Annotated in this window: 13 protein-coding genes; 6 read left to right on the plus strand and 7 right to left on the minus strand. The window is 49.6% G+C overall.

Annotated features, from left to right (window positions below; all coding sequences use genetic code 11):
• Positions 1 to 40: 40 nt before the first annotated feature.
• Together murA and IM638_16290 are read right to left on the minus strand one after the other, a co-directional pair.
• Positions 41 to 1360 carry a UDP-N-acetylglucosamine 1-carboxyvinyltransferase gene (gene murA / locus IM638_16285; protein MCA6364593.1) on the minus strand — a complete coding sequence of 440 codons (1320 nt, stop codon included), beginning with the start codon at positions 1358 to 1360 and terminating at the stop codon, positions 41 to 43.
• Between the two features lie 9 nt (positions 1361 to 1369).
• The gene (locus IM638_16290) at positions 1370 to 2038 is read right to left on the minus strand and encodes a DUF4290 domain-containing protein (GenBank protein ID MCA6364594.1); all 669 of its coding nucleotides are present in this window, start codon (positions 2036 to 2038) and stop codon (positions 1370 to 1372) included.
• 212 nt (positions 2039 to 2250) lie between these two features.
• Here IM638_16290 and IM638_16295 point away from each other — a divergent pair, with 212 nt between their 5' ends.
• The gene (locus tag IM638_16295; protein MCA6364595.1) at positions 2251 to 3141 is read left to right on the plus strand and encodes a lysophospholipid acyltransferase family protein; all 891 of its coding nucleotides are present in this window, start codon (positions 2251 to 2253) and stop codon (positions 3139 to 3141) included.
• On the opposite strand, the gene IM638_16300 is transcribed toward IM638_16295, so the two are convergent.
• The 4 genes from IM638_16300 to IM638_16315 form a co-directional block, all read right to left on the minus strand.
• Positions 3132 to 4076 carry a phosphatase gene (locus IM638_16300; protein ID MCA6364596.1) on the minus strand — a complete coding sequence of 315 codons (945 nt, stop codon included), beginning with the start codon at positions 4074 to 4076 and terminating at the stop codon, positions 3132 to 3134. The genes IM638_16295 and IM638_16300 overlap by 10 nt on opposite strands.
• A gap of 63 nt (positions 4077 to 4139) precedes the next feature.
• Entirely contained in the window at positions 4140 to 5510 is a 1371-nt protein-coding gene (locus tag IM638_16305) for an ABC transporter permease (protein ID MCA6364597.1), read from the minus strand.
• A gap of 17 nt (positions 5511 to 5527) precedes the next feature.
• Positions 5528 to 6493: an ATP-binding cassette domain-containing protein gene (locus IM638_16310; GenBank protein ID MCA6364598.1), complete on the minus strand. Its 966-nt coding sequence runs from the start codon at positions 6491 to 6493 to the stop codon at positions 5528 to 5530.
• Positions 6494 to 6716: 223 nt separating this feature from the next.
• The gene (locus tag IM638_16315; GenBank protein MCA6364599.1) at positions 6717 to 8489 is read right to left on the minus strand and encodes a T9SS type A sorting domain-containing protein; all 1773 of its coding nucleotides are present in this window, start codon (positions 8487 to 8489) and stop codon (positions 6717 to 6719) included.
• A gap of 405 nt (positions 8490 to 8894) precedes the next feature.
• On the opposite strand from IM638_16315, the gene IM638_16320 reads away from it, so the two are divergent.
• The 5 genes from IM638_16320 (at position 8895) to gldN (IM638_16340) (ending at position 15126) form a co-directional block, all read left to right on the plus strand.
• Positions 8895 to 10616 (plus strand): hypothetical protein, encoded by a 1722-nt coding sequence (locus IM638_16320; GenBank protein MCA6364600.1) that lies wholly within the window; start codon positions 8895 to 8897, stop codon positions 10614 to 10616.
• Between the two features lie 77 nt (positions 10617 to 10693).
• Positions 10694 to 12040, plus strand: a complete 1347-nt coding sequence (locus tag IM638_16325; protein ID MCA6364601.1) for a 1-acyl-sn-glycerol-3-phosphate acyltransferase — start codon at positions 10694 to 10696, stop codon at positions 12038 to 12040.
• Between the two features lie 132 nt (positions 12041 to 12172).
• Positions 12173 to 13069, plus strand: coding sequence for a gliding motility protein GldN (gene gldN / locus IM638_16330; GenBank protein MCA6364602.1), 897 nt, complete (start codon positions 12173 to 12175; stop codon positions 13067 to 13069).
• A 72-nt stretch (positions 13070 to 13141) separates the two neighbouring features.
• Positions 13142 to 13957: a gliding motility protein GldN gene (gene gldN / locus IM638_16335; GenBank protein MCA6364603.1), complete on the plus strand. Its 816-nt coding sequence runs from the start codon at positions 13142 to 13144 to the stop codon at positions 13955 to 13957.
• A gap of 215 nt (positions 13958 to 14172) precedes the next feature.
• Positions 14173 to 15126, plus strand: coding sequence for a gliding motility protein GldN (gene gldN / locus IM638_16340; protein MCA6364604.1), 954 nt, complete (start codon positions 14173 to 14175; stop codon positions 15124 to 15126).
• A gap of 107 nt (positions 15127 to 15233) precedes the next feature.
• Here gldN (IM638_16340) and IM638_16345 read toward each other — a convergent pair whose 3' ends face one another.
• The gene (locus IM638_16345; protein ID MCA6364605.1) at positions 15234 to 15905 is read right to left on the minus strand and encodes a DUF2461 domain-containing protein; all 672 of its coding nucleotides are present in this window, start codon (positions 15903 to 15905) and stop codon (positions 15234 to 15236) included.
• Between the last annotated feature and the right edge of the window lie 40 nt (positions 15906 to 15945).

Below are 15945 nucleotides of genomic sequence, written 5' to 3' on the forward strand. Positions count from 1 at the left end.
ACGATAAAAAGTATTACTGCAAGTTACGGAAGTTTTGGCGTTACATCGATACACCGTCGTGGCGCACAATGTCGGCACCGAGATTGCGCAGGCGGCCGTCAATATTCTGGTAGCCGCGGTCAATCTGCTCGATGTTGTGAATGGTGCTTTTCCCTTTGGCCGAAAGCGCCGCAATAAGCAGCGATACCCCGGCGCGGATGTCGGGCGAAGTCATGGTTACGCCGCGCAGCTGGTGTTCGCGGTTCAGGCCGATGACCGTGGCGCGGTGCGGGTCGCAGAGAATAATCTGCGCGCCCATGTCGATGAGCTTATCCACAAAAAACAGGCGGCTTTCAAACATTTTCTGGTGTACCAGCACGCTGCCTTTGGCCTGCGTGGCGGTAACCAGCACAATGCTCAGCAGGTCGGGCGTAAAGCCGGGCCAGGGCGCATCGGCAATGGTGAGGATGGAGCCGTCTATGAAGGTGTCGATTTCGTAGCGGTCCTGCGCCGGAATAAAAAGGTCTTCACCACGGCGTTCCATTTTAATACCGAGGTGGGCAAACACATCGGGAATCACACCAAGCTCATCATAAGCTACATCCTTAATGGTGATTTCCGACTGGGTCATGGCGGCCAGGCCAATGAAGCTGCCTACTTCAATCATATCAGGCAGCATGCGGTGTGTGGTGCCGCCGAGTTTTTCAACGCCTTCAATGGTGAGCAGGTTGGAGCCGATGCCTGAAATTTTGGCACCCATGCGGTTCAGCATTTTGCAAAGCTGCTGCAGATAAGGTTCGCAGGCGGCGTTGTAAATGGTGGTTACGCCTTCGGCCAGTGAGGCGGCCATTACAATATTGGCCGTGCCGGTTACCGATGCTTCGTCGAGCAGCATGTATGCCCCTTTGAGGCGCTTGGCTTCGGCTTTGAAGAACTCGTTGGTGGCGTCGTACTCAAATTTTGCACCCAGCTTTTCAAACCCGATAAAGTGGGTATCCAAACGGCGGCGGCCGATTTTGTCGCCACCGGGTTTTGGAATGTAGCCACGGCCAAAACGTGCCAGCAGCGGCCCCACAATCATAATTGAGCCACGCAGCGCTGCTCCTTTTTTCTTGAATTTTTCGGAATTGATATAGTCAATATCAATGTCGTCGGCCTGAAACGTATAGGTTTCGTGACCGGTTTTCTCCACCTTCACGCCCAAATCGCGCAGCAGGTCGATGAGTTTATTTACATCAATAATATCGGGGATATTGCTGATGGTTACTTTTTCTGGGGTGAGGAGAACCGCCGAAAGAATTTGCAGGGCTTCGTTTTTGGCGCCCTGAGGAATTACTTCGCCCGAGAGGCGTTTTCCACCGGTAATTACGAATGAGCTCATACGCAGCGATCAGTACTTGCCTTTTTTCTTCTTGTTGTTGTTTTTCTTCTTGTTGGTGGCAAACTGCGGCTGCTGGTTGGCAGGCACCGCATTGCGCGGAAGAATATCATTGGTGTGAAGGAATTTGAAATCTTCGGCCACCTTTAATTGCCCCTTGCTCAGCATGTCAAGCTGTTCAATAATCAGCTGGTCGTTCACTGAATCACGGTTCCAGTTCAGGTAATGTTTTTTCATTAACTGCGCCAGCTGGCCGGTAAAGATTTCGCGGTTCTTCGGATCTTCTTCCTTAATGGCCTTGCGCACCAGATCCTCCAGAATTTTGCCGTAGTGGCGGAAGCGGATATCGCTTTGCGGGTAAGCCACACGTTCGGGCGGAGCGGCAAGCACATTGGCCTCCGGCTTGGGATAGGGCGAATCCACATCAAGCTTGTAATCCGACATAATATGCAGGTGATCCCAGAGCTTGTGTTCGTAATCCTGATATTCTTTAAGCTGCGGATTGAGCAGCGCCATTGCTTTGATAATTGTGCGCGCACAACGGTTGCGCTCGTTGCGGTCTTCAATAGTCAGACAAATGTCAATCATGCGCTGCACACTGCGCCCGTACTCCGAAATAACCATCGGCGGAAGGTCGGTATTGTACTCCATCCCCGTGGCGTTCAAATTTGATTCTTGCATGTAAATTGTGATAAGAAATTGCTGTGGTCGTGAGGAAATTCGGCAGACCGTGTCAAAAATAGTCATTTTGGATGGTTGCACGGTTATTTTTGAGGAATATAATGCCTGTTTTGGGGGGAAATAACGGGAGAAAGTAATCGCCGCAGGCAGATACTTGCGGTGTAAATTAGTTTTGGCATTTTTGCAGTACATTTTTAACAGCCGGATTACCCATGCAGGCCATCAGCTATTATCTTTTACTTCCCTTACTGTATTTCATTTCCATCCTTCCGTTTCCCTTGCTTTACGGTTTGTCGTGGGTGGTGTATGTGATGTTGTTTTATGTGTTTGGTTACCGGAAAAAAGTGGTTTATTCCAATCTGCGAAATTCATTCCCTCAAAAAACGGAAGAGGAGATTAAACGGATTCAAAAAAACTATTTTAAGTTTCTGGCTGATTTGCTGGTGGAAGTATTTAAGTCGCTTACTATTTCCAATGCGCAGCTTGCCAAACGTTGCAGTTATACGCCCGAAACTGCGGTGTTACTAAATCGCCTTATAGAAAAGAATCAGAATGTGGTAATTGTTCTTGGACATCATGGCAACTGGGAATGGGCCGCCACATCTTTCGGTATTACGCAGAAACATAAACTCTGGGGCGTATATGTGCCGCTTAAAAACAAGTATTTCAATAACATGGTGGTGCGTATGCGCTCACGTTTCGGTACAGGTTTGATTCCGATTAAAGAGAATGCCGAGTACATTGAGCGGCTCAGCAAGACCAATAATTTTGCACTCGGACTAATTGCCGATCAAACACCCCGGCCCGAACGAGCGCACTGGATGACCTTTTTAAATCAGGATACTCCCGTGTATCTTGGGGCTGAGAAGTTTTCGCAGAAATTAAATTACCCGGTTGTTTATATGAGCATTACCCGTGTGAAGCGCGGGTATTACACCGTGGCAGGTGAGCTGCTGATTGAAAATCCGGGCGATTACAAGCCGGGTGAAATTACCGAGATTCATACCCGACGGCTTGAGCAGGATATTATCCGCGATCCCGATGTGTGGGCATGGTCGCATAAGCGGTGGAAGCATAAGCGGCCAGCGGCAGCTCAGCCCTGATTTGATCTGAACATTGAAATCGTTTCCCACAACGCACCTTCCTTCAGCGCGTAAACAGAAAGCCGCATGTGCTTAAGTTCAAGCTGTTTCAGTACCGTTTCCACGAGCAGGGTGGATACCACAATCATGTCCACACGCATGGCTACAAGGCCTTTCATATCCAGTCGTTCGGCCTTGGTCGATTGCAGCAGCCGGCGGTGAATGAAATCGACTTCGCTGAGCGAAAAAGTGTATTCTGTAATGCCTTCGAACACTGCGGGTGTGTGAAATTCCCACGCTACCATTTCGGCCAGCGAATCGAATGAGCCTGATGCACCGATGAGTTCCTGCGGCTTGTGCAGGGCGGCGGCATCAAACAGTGGCTGCAGCGCATTGCAAAGGAATAGCGAAATGGCTTCGTGCTCGGCGGCGGTGAGCGGATCAGACGGCGCAAAGGTATCGAGCAAACGTGCGGCACCTACTTCAAAGCTGTGTTTCCAGCGTATGCCGGCTTCATCGGCAATGATAAACTCCGTACTGCCGCCGCCTATGTCCATAATCAGCGAGGGTGTGCTGTGAAGCTGCACGGCCTGCTTTACGCCTTTGTAAATGAACTCGGCCTCGCGGCTGCCGGAAATGATTTCGATGTTTATGCCAGTTTCGGCTTTTACGGCTTCGGCAAATTCTTTTCCGTTTACCGCATTGCGCACCGCCGAAGTGGCGAAAGCCAGCACCCGCTCCGTATCAAGCGACTGAATGACGGTGGCGTAATTTCGCATGGCGTTGATGCCGCGCTCAAATGCGGGCGGGGCTATATAGCCTTTATTTATGCCGCCTTCGCCCAGTTTCACAGGCACTTTTTCGTTGTAAATAATTGAAAAAGCATTGCCCGCTCCCGTATCGGCTACCAGAAGATTAAATGTGTTTGTACCTAAGTCGATAACGGCAACGCGCATAATCAGTTTGTGTGTGAAATAAGGCGATGCGTGAAGGTACGATATTCACGCATGTTGCACCACTCAGCCGCGCCAGAACAACCATTTTGCCAGTTCACGCCAGCTTGCCTTTTTGCCATACATGAGGATCCCCACACGGTAAATCCGCGCAGCAATCATGGTCATAAACAGGAACGAGGCAAGCAGAATCAACATCGAAAGCAGCAGTTCGGAAACACTCACACCGTTGTATGGCAAACGAATAAGCATCGATACCGGTGAGGTGAAAGGAATCATCGAAAGCCATTGCATAGCCTGCCCGTTCGGATTGTTCATTGCCATGCCCGACGAGGCCATGGCAATGACAAGGGGAATGGTGAGCGGCAGTGAAAACTGCTGCGTATCGGTTTCCGTATCGCTTGCAGCGCCCACTGCAGCAAACATTGCTGCATACATGAGGTAACCGAAAATAAAGTAAAACACAAACGCCATCAGTATCAGTCCCCATTGGATTGAACGAATAGTATCTATCGTTCCTTCAAGCGTTTCGTTTACTGAAATAGGTAAGGCGTCACTGTTCTGCATGGTTGGAGCAATGGCCGTGGGATTTAGCTGGGCCTGTGTTACATCCATACGTTTGTCGTTTACTTTGTTGATGATGGGCATGATGATAAGGAACGAAAGAAGCGCCCACACCAGAAACTGGGTAAGTCCCGCCATTGCCGTGGCAATAATCTTTCCGGTCATCAACTGGAATGGTTTCACAGACGAAACAATGATTTCTACAATACGTGTGTTTTTCTCTTCGAGTACACTGCGCATCACCTGCACGCCAAAGAAAAGCACGTAGAAATAGATAATAATGCCAAAGCCAATGCCGGTTATCGCTTTAATGTCGCTTTTGCTGACATCGCCCTTTACGTTGCTGTACACCATAATCTGCCGTTTCATCTCCTCAATTTTATCGTAAGACAGTGTACTGTCGGATTTAAAGATGAACTGGCGGTATGATTCGCTGAACAGTTTGGAGATATGATTAATGGTTTGCTGCCCGGGCTCGTTTTTAGAAAACAGCGTCACATTGTAAGATGCTGCGGTTCCTGTTGAATCACATGCGCCCATGAAACTGGCCGGAATCACAAGCAGTGAGGTTTGTTGCGAGTCGTTAAACAGCTTTTTTACTTCGTCCAACGGTTTTTCTGCAAAGCGTGTGTCGAAATGCAGATTAAACGTATCGCGGAACATTTTTTCGTAATTGAAAAGCTGTCCGCATCCTGCAGCTACCTGATCTACTACCACAATGCTTCGCGGATCGCTGGGCAGTGTGCTGAGGTAAGAAGGGAGAATGACCGTTGCGGCAAACAACAAGGGTGCCACAATACTCATAATGATGAACGTTCTGTTCTTAACCCGGTTCAGGTATTCACGAACAATGATAATGCCGATTTTTCCCATAACTAGTCGGGGTAAGATTATTCCGTGTAGTTGCTTTTTGTGCCAGCCACATTGGTATCGAGGCCGTTTGTTTCGTTCACTTTTCTGATGAACACATCGTTCATGGTAGGCAGTACTTCCTGGAAGCCTGTAATTTCGGCTGTACTCATCACGGCCTGCAGAAGCTGGTTGGGCGTGGTATTGCCCAGCAGTTTAATGCGCACCTGTTTGTGTTCTTCGTCTTCGTGCTGAGATATGAGTTCGGCACCTGTCCACATGGCATTGGTAAAGCCCATGAGGTTACCTTTAAACGATATATCCCACATATTCATGGCAAACGAACGGCGGATTTCTTTTACCCGGCCTTCGAGAATGTTTTTCGATTTGTTGATGAGTGCAATATGGTCGCATAGTTCTTCCACTGAGCCCATGTTGTGGGTGGACAGAATAATGGTTGCACCGCGTTCGCGCAGGCGCAGCAGCTCGTCGCGTATAAGTTGGGCGTTGATAGGATCAAAACCGCTGAAAGGCTCGTCGAGAATGAGCAGTCGGGGTTCGTGCAGCACGGTTACAATGAACTGAACTTTCTGCTGCATGCCTTTAGAAAGTTCCTCGACTTTCTTTTTCCACCAGCCTTCAATGCCAAAGCGTTCGAACCACTCGCGCACACGTTTTTTTGCTTCTGCGGCGCTCATTCCTTTGAGGCGGGCAAGATATACGGCCTGTTCGCCCACGGGCATTTTACGGTAGAGTCCGCGCTCTTCGGGCAGGTATCCAATTTGCCGCACATGTTCGGGCGCCAGCAGCCTGTCTTCAAAAAGCACATGGCCGCTGTCGGGGCCGGTAATCTGGTTAATGATGCGGATGAGTGTAGTTTTGCCGGCTCCGTTGGGCCCCAGCAATCCGTAAACGCAGCCTTCGGGCACGGTAATGCTCACATCGTCGAGTGCCGTGTGGCTGGCATAGCGTTTAGTAATGTTCTTTGCAGTCAGCAAATTGCTCATAGACTGCAAAGGTAAGCACACAAGCGCATACCGATTACATCATTTTATATTACGTTTCACAAATTCACATCTTCTCAAGTAAAAAAAGAACACCTTCGAAACTGGCGTTCCGAAGGTGTTCAGGATTAGTTTCCGGCATGTAGTGTGTGGATCCACCCCGGAAACCTGATGCAGGCAAACATCAGTTAAATATACGCCTTTATGCTATCCGGGTCAAGTGCGACTAGTCTTTAATGAAAGATTTTTTCATCACTTCGCCCGTGTGTGTGCGGATCACCACAAAGTAATTGCCGGGAGCCAGTCCGCTTACGTCGGCCTGCCATGAACGGCTGCTTTGCTGTGTGCCGGTAGCTACTTCCTGTCCGGTTGCATTCATGATGCGCACCTGAGCGGCATTGGCATTCGCCACCACAATGTTAATTTGCGAAGATGCCGGGCTCGGGAAAATCTGAAGTGCATCAGGCTGAACCGAAGTGCCTCCGTCGCTGTTACCAATGCGCAGCGGCTGGATAATGTTACAGGTCTCTACTTTGAAGCATACTTTGTCTGAGCAGCGGTCAATTACATTGCCGGCGGCGTCATACACACATACAATCACTTCAATGCAGGCTTCCCAGCTTCCCTGCGGATATACGTGCGGCGGAATGGTTGTGCTGGAGAAACTTGGAGTACCGTCGCCATAGTCAATCTGATAACCGCAAACTGAACCGCCGGTAGCCACTGAGAAGTCAGTGAAGATGATTTCCGACGGATTGTTGCGGTTGCACTCCCAGCGTACTTCGGGAATTACACCACACGGAGGCGGCGGGCAGGCTTCTACTTCGTAGCAGATACGGTCGCAGCAGGTTTCGCCATCAGAACCACGGCTTATGATGGTGAGACATACTTTGTAGCTGCCGGCAGCAGCATAGGTATGCAGCGGGTTTTGCTGGTTTGAGAAGGTACCATCACCAAAATCCCAGAACCAGGATACTACCGGCGATACACCGTTGTTTACACCCTGAAACTGAATCGGGTTGCAGCCGTCCCATTTGAAATCAGGCTTTGCTTCGCAAGGATAGGTGCAGGTTTGTCCGCAGTTTGATTGCCAGTAGAGGCCTGTTACTGCGTAGTTGTAGCAATCAAACTGTACGTTATTGCCAAATGTGGCAGCAGCCTGACCGGCAGCTACCGTGGTGGGCACATCCACCCAATCCCACCAGTCTTCCTGTGCCGGAATGCCGGTAACACCGTTTATCTCAAGCTGTGAACCGAGACCCTGAAGGTCGCCGATGCCTACAAAAGCACGGGCATTGAAGCCGCCGGTTCCGCACACGGTGAAGCCATTCATGGTAGTCACCATGGGTACACCCAAGCGTACAATGGCACCGTCCCAGATTACCAGATCGCCGGTAAATGTAGCGGTGGGATCGCTGTAAATGATTACCAGTGTGGCGCCGTCAATGTCGTTCGGCGGGCCTACCGGGAACCCGCTCAGGGTGTAGTTGCCGTTGGCAGCTAAACCATTCGGCACAGAACCGGTAAGGTCTGCGCGATACGTGTGTGAGCCGTTGTAGCCCCAGCACTTATCCACATCGCTTCCTACCAGTACAGAAGGCGCAATGGCTAAACCGCCCGGACCGTTTTTGGTAATGTTAAATCCGGCTCCGTTGCCCGATGCATCAGACCAAACAAATGCACGCTCAATAATGGCTGTGGCCGGAATGCCGGCAATGGTAAATATGGCCGGTTGCGGAACACCTGCCGGGAAGAAACGCTGTCCCAGCCGTTGTTTGGCAAATACATAGTTCAGGCCGCATTTGCTGTCCTGATAGGCTACGCTGTGCGAGCCGTTGCCATTGAGCGGAATCGGATTGCCGGGAGCCGCCTGTGTGCTGTTGCCCGGTTTTGCCGGATAGGGTTGTGTGTTGGCCTGCGTTGTAACTCCGTTTTGCGCGCCGAGCTGAATGGCGCCAAACAGGAAGAGGCCTGCAAGCAGTTTGAATGTAATTTTCATGGGTTCTGTTTTTGGTGTTAGGCAAACCTAATACATGAATTATCACTATGGTATGTCTGAAGTAAATCGGTGAATAAATAATAAATATTCAATGTTTTCAAGTGATTACCTGATTGAAAACAGATGTTATGATAAATAGTATGTGTGTTTATGAACAGATTTAGTTATTAATATTAATGGTATATACAGCGATTTATCGGGATTATTCATTTGTAAATAATTGCAAGATGGTAGGATGGTAGTTTGTAGAATAATAATTATTTATCTGAATTGTGCTTTTGAAGTAAATTATATAGTGTGTTAATATTCGTGTAACGATAGGGTGATTTGGGGCTGCTGTTTGCCTGCGGAGTAATTACCGGGAGCAAAAAATGTGTATTTTCAACTAAACACCTCAATTCAGAAATGGTTAAAACAGCATTTCGTATATGTGTGCTGCTTGCACTGGTTGTGATAACCGGTGCCGGGCGCTGCCGTGGCGGCAAAGGGAACAACGATTTACTGGTTCGCCTGTACTCCAGAGCATACGTAGAGCCACAGCCTTTGCGTCAGCCGGCCGAGCCGGTTTATGAACCGCTTCTGGGCAACTGGAACCTGATGAACGACAGGCCGTTGCGCATCAGCCGCTCAACGTCAAATACTTACGAAATGCGTTTCGTGAGTCCGTACCTCAGCGAGCGCGATGTGGTGTATGAAGCGCATATCACCACGCTGGGCGGTGTGCGCTACCTGAACATGAAGAGTTACATGGATAACTACATGTTCTTTCGTGTGCCGGCCATTCAACATCCCGAAGCTGTGCTGTATATGCTCGCCGAAGCGGCAGCTGAATACAAAGGAGAAATGCCACTTACCACTTTTCTGCAAAACAATGCACGGGGTATTGATACGGCTTCGTACTGGGAAAAATTAGTAATGCGGCGTATTACAGCCGGTGGCGCTGATTCGATGCAGCGTGAACTGCATCGCAGCGAAGTGAACTCAATACGCTACTATACGCTTTTTGCGGAGCGCTATCCGGCCGACGCCGGGCTTATGAAGCTGAAAAAAGAAGTGGCACGCAAAGAAATTGCCGAAGCCACTACCTTTAAAGACCTTGTGGCTGTGGCCGAATTTGATGCCGCCTTTGCCGATAGCGTGCGCACATTGGCACGGCGGCGTTGCACAAGTGTGAATTGGTGCATCGACTATATCAGTTACTACAAAAATTCGCCCGATCAGGCCGCCATTGCCGATACGGCTTTTTTGCTTCAGAAAACAACCGAAGAGGGTTTGCGCCTGCTCGAATTTTTTCCGCAGCACCCCAAAGCAGCGCGGGCTGCATTTATAATTGCCGATGCCGAATTGGCTGCACAACCGGAACCGGGAGAGGTTGATGATTTTGAGTTGCTGTATGCCCGCACACCGGCAGTATTAAGTGCAGGCAGGCGCATCGTGTTAACCGAATGGCTAACACTCGACTCGACTTGTTTCTTTGCCAGTTCGCACCTGCTTACTTCTGCCGGAAAGCTGCAGCTCGACAAATTGCTTGCCTATATTTCTCCCGCATCTGGCTCACAGCCCGAAAGCAACGATTTGTTTGCCATACTCTACGCACCCGATCATATTGCAGGCCGTACGCAATATACTTCGCTGCATCTGGCGGCCAATCGCTGCAAGGCAGTAAACGATTATCTCGCCCCGAAACTTCCGGCCGGAATGAAAATTCATTTCATTCCCGGTATCCACGACAGCGGGGGCGAAAACGGAATTACTCAAAATCAACGCGACTATGGTCGTTTCACCATTCGCAGTAAAACTGCCGAACCCTGGCGAGCCGGCTTCTTCAAATACACAATCAATAATTCCGGTGCGCAGGCTGTGCCAAACGGCGAAAGAGACTACCCTGCCGCCAAACTCATCCGCCTGCCCGAAATTGAACAACAGATTTTGCAGGAATTCACCGCCGAGGCCGCCCGCTACCGCAGCAAACAACCCTACCGGAAAGTGATCCCGCCCAACTACTGGAAACCGGAGTATGCCACCGAACAGCCCGGCTTTGCCGAGTTTCAGCAGCAGTTGAAGGCGGCAGCCAAAAAGGCGAAGGTGAAAAAGAAACGGGTAGTGTTGTTTTGTGTGGAGGAGTGAGCATACTCACTGCTTTGCTTTAACAAAAGCCGCTTCCTTCGTATCTTCGCTTTTCAATCACGCACCAACTCAATCCTGTGCAGCTTCTTTTTCATCTCTGGCTCAAGCATACGCTTCACTTTCTGGTAGGCTTCTTTTACCGCTACTCGCGCCGCCTGCATGTTACCGGTCACGAAAACGTGCCGCACGGCGTGCCGTTGCTGCTGTGTTCCAATCACCCCAATGCGTTTATGGATGCCATAATTGTGGGCATGACCGTGAAACGCCGCTCGTGGTTTCTGGTGCGCAGCGATGTGTTCCGGAAAAAATGGATGGCCGCCGCGTTTGAGTTTATCGGGATGCTGCCCATTTACCGCCTGCAGGAAGGGGTGGAAAATCTGGCAAAGAACGACGAAACCTTTGCGCGCTGCACGGCCATGCTTGAGCGTAAAAAGGCCATCATTATTTTCTCCGAAGGCCTTTGTATTCAGGAGCGCCGCCTGCGCAAACTGAAAAAAGGTACCGCACGTATTGCTTTTACGGCCGAGGAAGCAAACAACTTTCAGCTGGGTCTGCAAATTGTGCCAGTGGGCATCAACTATTCTTCCACACCGTGGAAATTCCGCACCACCGTGCATGTGCGTTTTGGTAAACCGTTTGCCGCAGCCGATTATGCCGAGGCTTACCGCGAGTCGCCGGCAAAAGCGGTAAACCAATTTACGCGCGAACTCGAAACGCGCATGGCAAAGGAAATTGTAATCATCGAAAATTCTGCCGATGATGAACTTGTGGCCGGACTCGAAGAAATGTTTCTGCGCGAACGCACCCGCGAAGCCGGCGGCAATCCTTCAAACCAATGCGACACACATTTAACTACACTTAAAATTGCAGGCTTTGTGAATGAACTTTCGCGCACACAACCCGAAAAGGCCGAAGCACTGCGCATTCAGGTGAAGGATTATTTACAACGGCTTAAAGACCTCGGCATCCGCGACTGGAACCTGCGTCCTTCGTCGATCGAAAAAATGGGTGGCGGCGATGTACTTGGCGATGCGGCTTTCTTTACACTCGGCTTTCCGGTGTGGGTGTTTGGTGTAATTACCAATTACATTCCCTACAAAGTCCCGTATCTCCTCACGCAAAAAATTGTACGCAATATTGAGTGGCATGCTTCCATCAATGCCACAGTGGGCGCGTTTCTCTGGCTCATCTGCTGGGGGCTCGAAAGTCTGGCGGTAGCTTTGTTGTTTCGCAACTGGTGGCTGCTTGCTGCCTTTATGGTGGCCATGCCGCTGAGCGGTATGTTTGCGCAGTATTATTATGTGCGCATCCGCCGCTCGAACGGAAAATCGGCACTGCTTCGGGCTATGCGAAAGAACAAAGCCGAAGTGCAGGCGCTGGTTGATTTACGCAACGAAATTGACCTTGAAACGGCCTTTTCATAATGCTGTTTTGTATTGTAACTGGATGGAAACCAGTGTTTCGTAAATTATTTTACAAAGCAACGTCACTTTCACACTTTCCGGGCTTTATGGTTTCGAAACCGCAGAAAACTATTCTGCACAGCACAAGAAGCCATGAACGCACAAGCCTTCGTTATTCCAGCCGGCCGCAGCATTGCTGCATTTTATCTGCTCGTTGTTTTTCTGCTTACCTCGCTTTCGCTGCATGCGCAGGTGCTTATGCCCGATAATTTTTATGTGCGCGAAAATGTGCAGAACAAGCGTGCCGTACCTTATGTACACGAACGCGAAGCCGATATTATGTGGTCGAAACGCGTGTGGCGCACGATTGATTTACGCGAGAAATTCAATCATCCGCTCTATTATCCCGAAACACAAATAAACAACCGCCGCAGTTTGTTTGATGTGGTGAAACGCGCCATCATTGCCGGCGATCTTACCGCTTTCGATAATGCCGCACTCGACGATGAGTTTACCACGCCCATGTCGCCCGCCACCACGCGCGAACTGTTTAACGCGGGCTACTGGACGGTGCAGGAAGATCCCAATGAGCCGGGTACGTATGACAGTGTGTGGGTAGCGCAACCGCTTGAATCGCGTATGATTAAAGCGTGGTGGGTGAAAGAAGACTGGTTCTGGGACCGTCAGCGCGGAGTGATGGATGTGCGCATTGTGGGCATTTGTCCGTTGCAGGAAAAACTTGCTCCGGCTGTGGAAGGAAGCAGCGAAAGCGGTGAAGTGATTGGCTACAAGGCACTGTTCTGGATTCATTTTGATCAGCTTCGTCCGATCCTTGCCAAAGAAGAATGCTACAACACCCGCAACGATGCCCAGCGTTTGAGCTACGACGATGTATTCCGCAAACGCATGTTCAGCAGCTACATTCATAAAGAGTCGAATGTATTTGACCGGAGTGTGGGCAGCTATGCCACAGGACTGGAAGTACAGTTTGAATCAGAGCGTATCAAGAACGATATTTTCATCAACGAGCACGATTACTGGCATCTTTAATCCCGGCAGCCGGGGCGGTACATACTTCCCCGGCTGTTTTTTCCGTTTTTCATTACTTAACCTTTCTCCCCGATGAAAATAGCTGCTGTACTTTCCCTGTTCGGTTTTGTAATGCTTTGCAATCGTTCTGAAGCGCAAACTCATGCGTATGACGGACCTTCGCAAATGCAGCATCGTAAAAGCGTGAGTTGTTACCCGACCACGGATAAAGACCTGATGTGGGCCAAGCGGGTGTGGCGCACAATGGATCTGCGCGAGAAATTCAATCACCCGCTTTATTTCCCGGAAACACCGGTGCAGGGCCGCAGCAGTTTGTTTGATGCCATTAAAGCGGGAATGCTGAGCGGTGAAATAAACGGGTACGATGTAAATGATAACGGGGTGATGTTTTCGGTGGAGCTGAGTAAGGGTCAGGTGCAGCAAATTTTCAATGGCAGTTCAGAGTCGGTGCGGAACAATACGCTTGAGCCGTTTGAGGATGCGCCGGTTACTTCGGCCGATGTAAAAGCCTGGTGGATGATGGAAGACTGGTTTTTTGATAAACAGCGCAGTGTAATGGATGTGCGTATCAGAGGCATGTGTCCGCTTCGCGAACGTAAAACAGCAACCGGGCAGGTGAGAGGTTATCAGCCTATGTTCTGGCTGTATTTCGATCAGGTGCGTCCGGTGCTTGTGCGCTTTGCATATTTCAATTCAAAGAATGATGCGTCAGGTTTAAGTTATGATGATGTGTTTCAGAAGCGCATGTTTTCAAGCTACATTCACAAGGAACTGAATATGTACAGTTCAGGCACTGAAATGGTGGTGAAAGGTATGGATGCGCAATTAGAGGCTGATCGTATCCGTATTGGTCTCTCAACGATGGAGCACGATTTCTGGAATTACTGAAAGAGATCGTGTCTTTTGCGGCGGCCGGTGCCTGCTTCTTTTTTTGGGAGCAGGCCCGGTTGTTTTTTTGGGGGGATGAAAAAAACTTTTTCCATTCACACACCAATTCCGGCACGATATTCGTTTATTATAAACAAACACCCGATATAAACCGCGCATGAAGCACTTGTTTACCAGTTCAAACTACCTAACCATTGTGTTTGAGCGTTTGTGGTATGAAAAGCAATCGTTCTGTATTCAGGCCGTCGCGGGTTTTTACGTGGCACGAAAAGTGGCGGCCGTTTGCGCATGAGCTCCGGTTTGCGCTCCGCGTAATTTTGTTTTTTGCCTTACTCTTTCTCGCTTCGCACCTTTGGGCGCAATCACCTCCGCCCTGCGATCCGCCTGCGCCCTCACGCATTATCTCGCCCGAAACTACCGGTGCTACTGCCACACGCCGCCCGGCTCCGTTGCCGTACGTGCGTGAAGCGGATGTAATGTGGTCGAAACGGGTGTGGCGTACGCTCGACATGCGCGAGAAAATGAATCATCCGTATTACTATCCCGAAACACCGCACAACGGACTGATGAGTCTTTTTGATGTGGTGCGCAGCGGGGTGCTGGGCGGCTGCATCACTGCATTCGACAATCCGGCCATTGATGATGAGTTTACCACCAAAATGAGCGCCGAAGCTGTATCGGGACTGCTGAACAGTGTGGATTATCTGGAAGTGGAAGATCCGAATAATCCGGGCACCTATCGCATTGATACGATACGCACCACACTGCAAACATCAGAAATTATGGCGTGGTGGGTAAAGGAAGACTGGTTTTTCGATAAGCAGCGCAGTGTAATGGATGTGCGCATCATCGGGCTTTGTCCGCTGCAGGCCAAGCGCGATCCGCAAACGGGCGAAGTAATGGGTTACAAGCCGTTATTCTGGGTGTATTATCCGCAATTGCGCCCGCTGCTGGTGAAGCATGAAGTATTTCTCGGGCAAAATTTTTTCCCGCGCCTGAGTTTTGATGATATATTACTGAAGCGTTTTTTCAGCAGTTATGTCCACAAGGAATCAAATGTGTACGACCGCACCATAAACGGCTACACACAAGGGCTTGATGCGATGTATGAATCGGAACGCGTAAAGGAAACAATACGAAATTACGAAAGCGATTTGTGGCATTACTGATGTGCCATTTAAAATACCGACTGCCCGGAAGCGAAAGGAAACTACATTTTGGGAACGCAGAACGGCAGCAAAAAGGGCGGATGTGATTCCGCCCTTTTCTTTTGTAATTAGTCAATAGCCCGTTGCAGAAAACTCAGGAACGGGTGCATGGCTTTGCAGGCAGCAATGGCGTTTTTGGTGAAGTTTTTATGCATCACTTCTTCATCGCTGAAGAGGTGTGAGAGGGTGAAGCTTTTGTATTTCAAAAACTCCACAGCCGGATTATCGGGTGTGTAGCCTTTGGGCGGACGGCTGAGTGTGTAGCCTTCGTCGTTGTCTAAGCCGGCGTAGAATTTTTTAAAGTTTTTGTCTTTCAGCAGTGCTTTAAATTCGTCGAGGTTATAGTCAATTTCCTGACGGATTTTTGCAAGCTGCGGCGCTTCGGGCATCCACATGCCACCGGCTACAAAGCTGTTTCCGTCGGGCTGAATGTGTATGTAGTAGCCGGGCGTTGGCGCCATTCGTCCGCCAGGATTGATGCTTGCGCCGAGATTATTTTTGTACGGTGCTTTGTTTGCCGAAAAGCGCACATCGCGGTAAATGCGAAACATGGCTTTGCGGGCTTCAAGATCATCGCCAATTCGTTTATCGAATGTGCGGATGCCGGCAATAATTTCGGCCACATTGGCTTCTACATTGTCTTTAGCGGTGGTATAGTGGGCTTTGTTTTTTTCAAACCACTCGCGGTTGTTGTTTTTATTGAGCTTTTTAAGAAAGCTGAGTGTATCAGTGTGTATCATAACCAGTGTGTATGGTTGTTGATTTTTATTCGGTGCAGAT

Source organism: Bacteroidota bacterium, from assembly GCA_020402865.1.
In the GTDB taxonomy this organism is placed as follows: Bacteria; Bacteroidota; Bacteroidia; order Palsa-965; family Palsa-965.

Bases quoted from the DNA above. Each gene is read 5' to 3' on its own strand.
- murA (MCA6364593.1), bottom strand. From the start codon at position 1,360: ATGAGCTCATTCGTAATTACCGGTGGAAAACGCCTCTCGGGCGAAGTA.
- IM638_16290 (MCA6364594.1), bottom strand. From the start codon at position 2,038: ATGCAAGAATCAAATTTGAACGCCACGGGGATGGAGTACAATACCGAC.
- IM638_16295 (MCA6364595.1), top strand. From the start codon at position 2,251: ATGCAGGCCATCAGCTATTATCTTTTACTTCCCTTACTGTATTTCATT.
- IM638_16300 (MCA6364596.1), bottom strand. From the start codon at position 4,076: ATGCGCGTTGCCGTTATCGACTTAGGTACAAACACATTTAATCTTCTG.
- IM638_16305 (MCA6364597.1), bottom strand. From the start codon at position 5,510: ATGGGAAAAATCGGCATTATCATTGTTCGTGAATACCTGAACCGGGTT.
- IM638_16310 (MCA6364598.1), bottom strand. From the start codon at position 6,493: ATGAGCAATTTGCTGACTGCAAAGAACATTACTAAACGCTATGCCAGC.
- IM638_16315 (MCA6364599.1), bottom strand. From the start codon at position 8,489: ATGAAAATTACATTCAAACTGCTTGCAGGCCTCTTCCTGTTTGGCGCC.
- IM638_16320 (MCA6364600.1), top strand. From the start codon at position 8,895: ATGGTTAAAACAGCATTTCGTATATGTGTGCTGCTTGCACTGGTTGTG.
- gldN (MCA6364602.1), top strand. From the start codon at position 12,173: ATGAACGCACAAGCCTTCGTTATTCCAGCCGGCCGCAGCATTGCTGCA.
- gldN (MCA6364603.1), top strand. From the start codon at position 13,142: ATGAAAATAGCTGCTGTACTTTCCCTGTTCGGTTTTGTAATGCTTTGC.
- gldN (MCA6364604.1), top strand. From the start codon at position 14,173: ATGAAAAGCAATCGTTCTGTATTCAGGCCGTCGCGGGTTTTTACGTGG.
- IM638_16345 (MCA6364605.1), bottom strand. From the start codon at position 15,905: ATGATACACACTGATACACTCAGCTTTCTTAAAAAGCTCAATAAAAAC.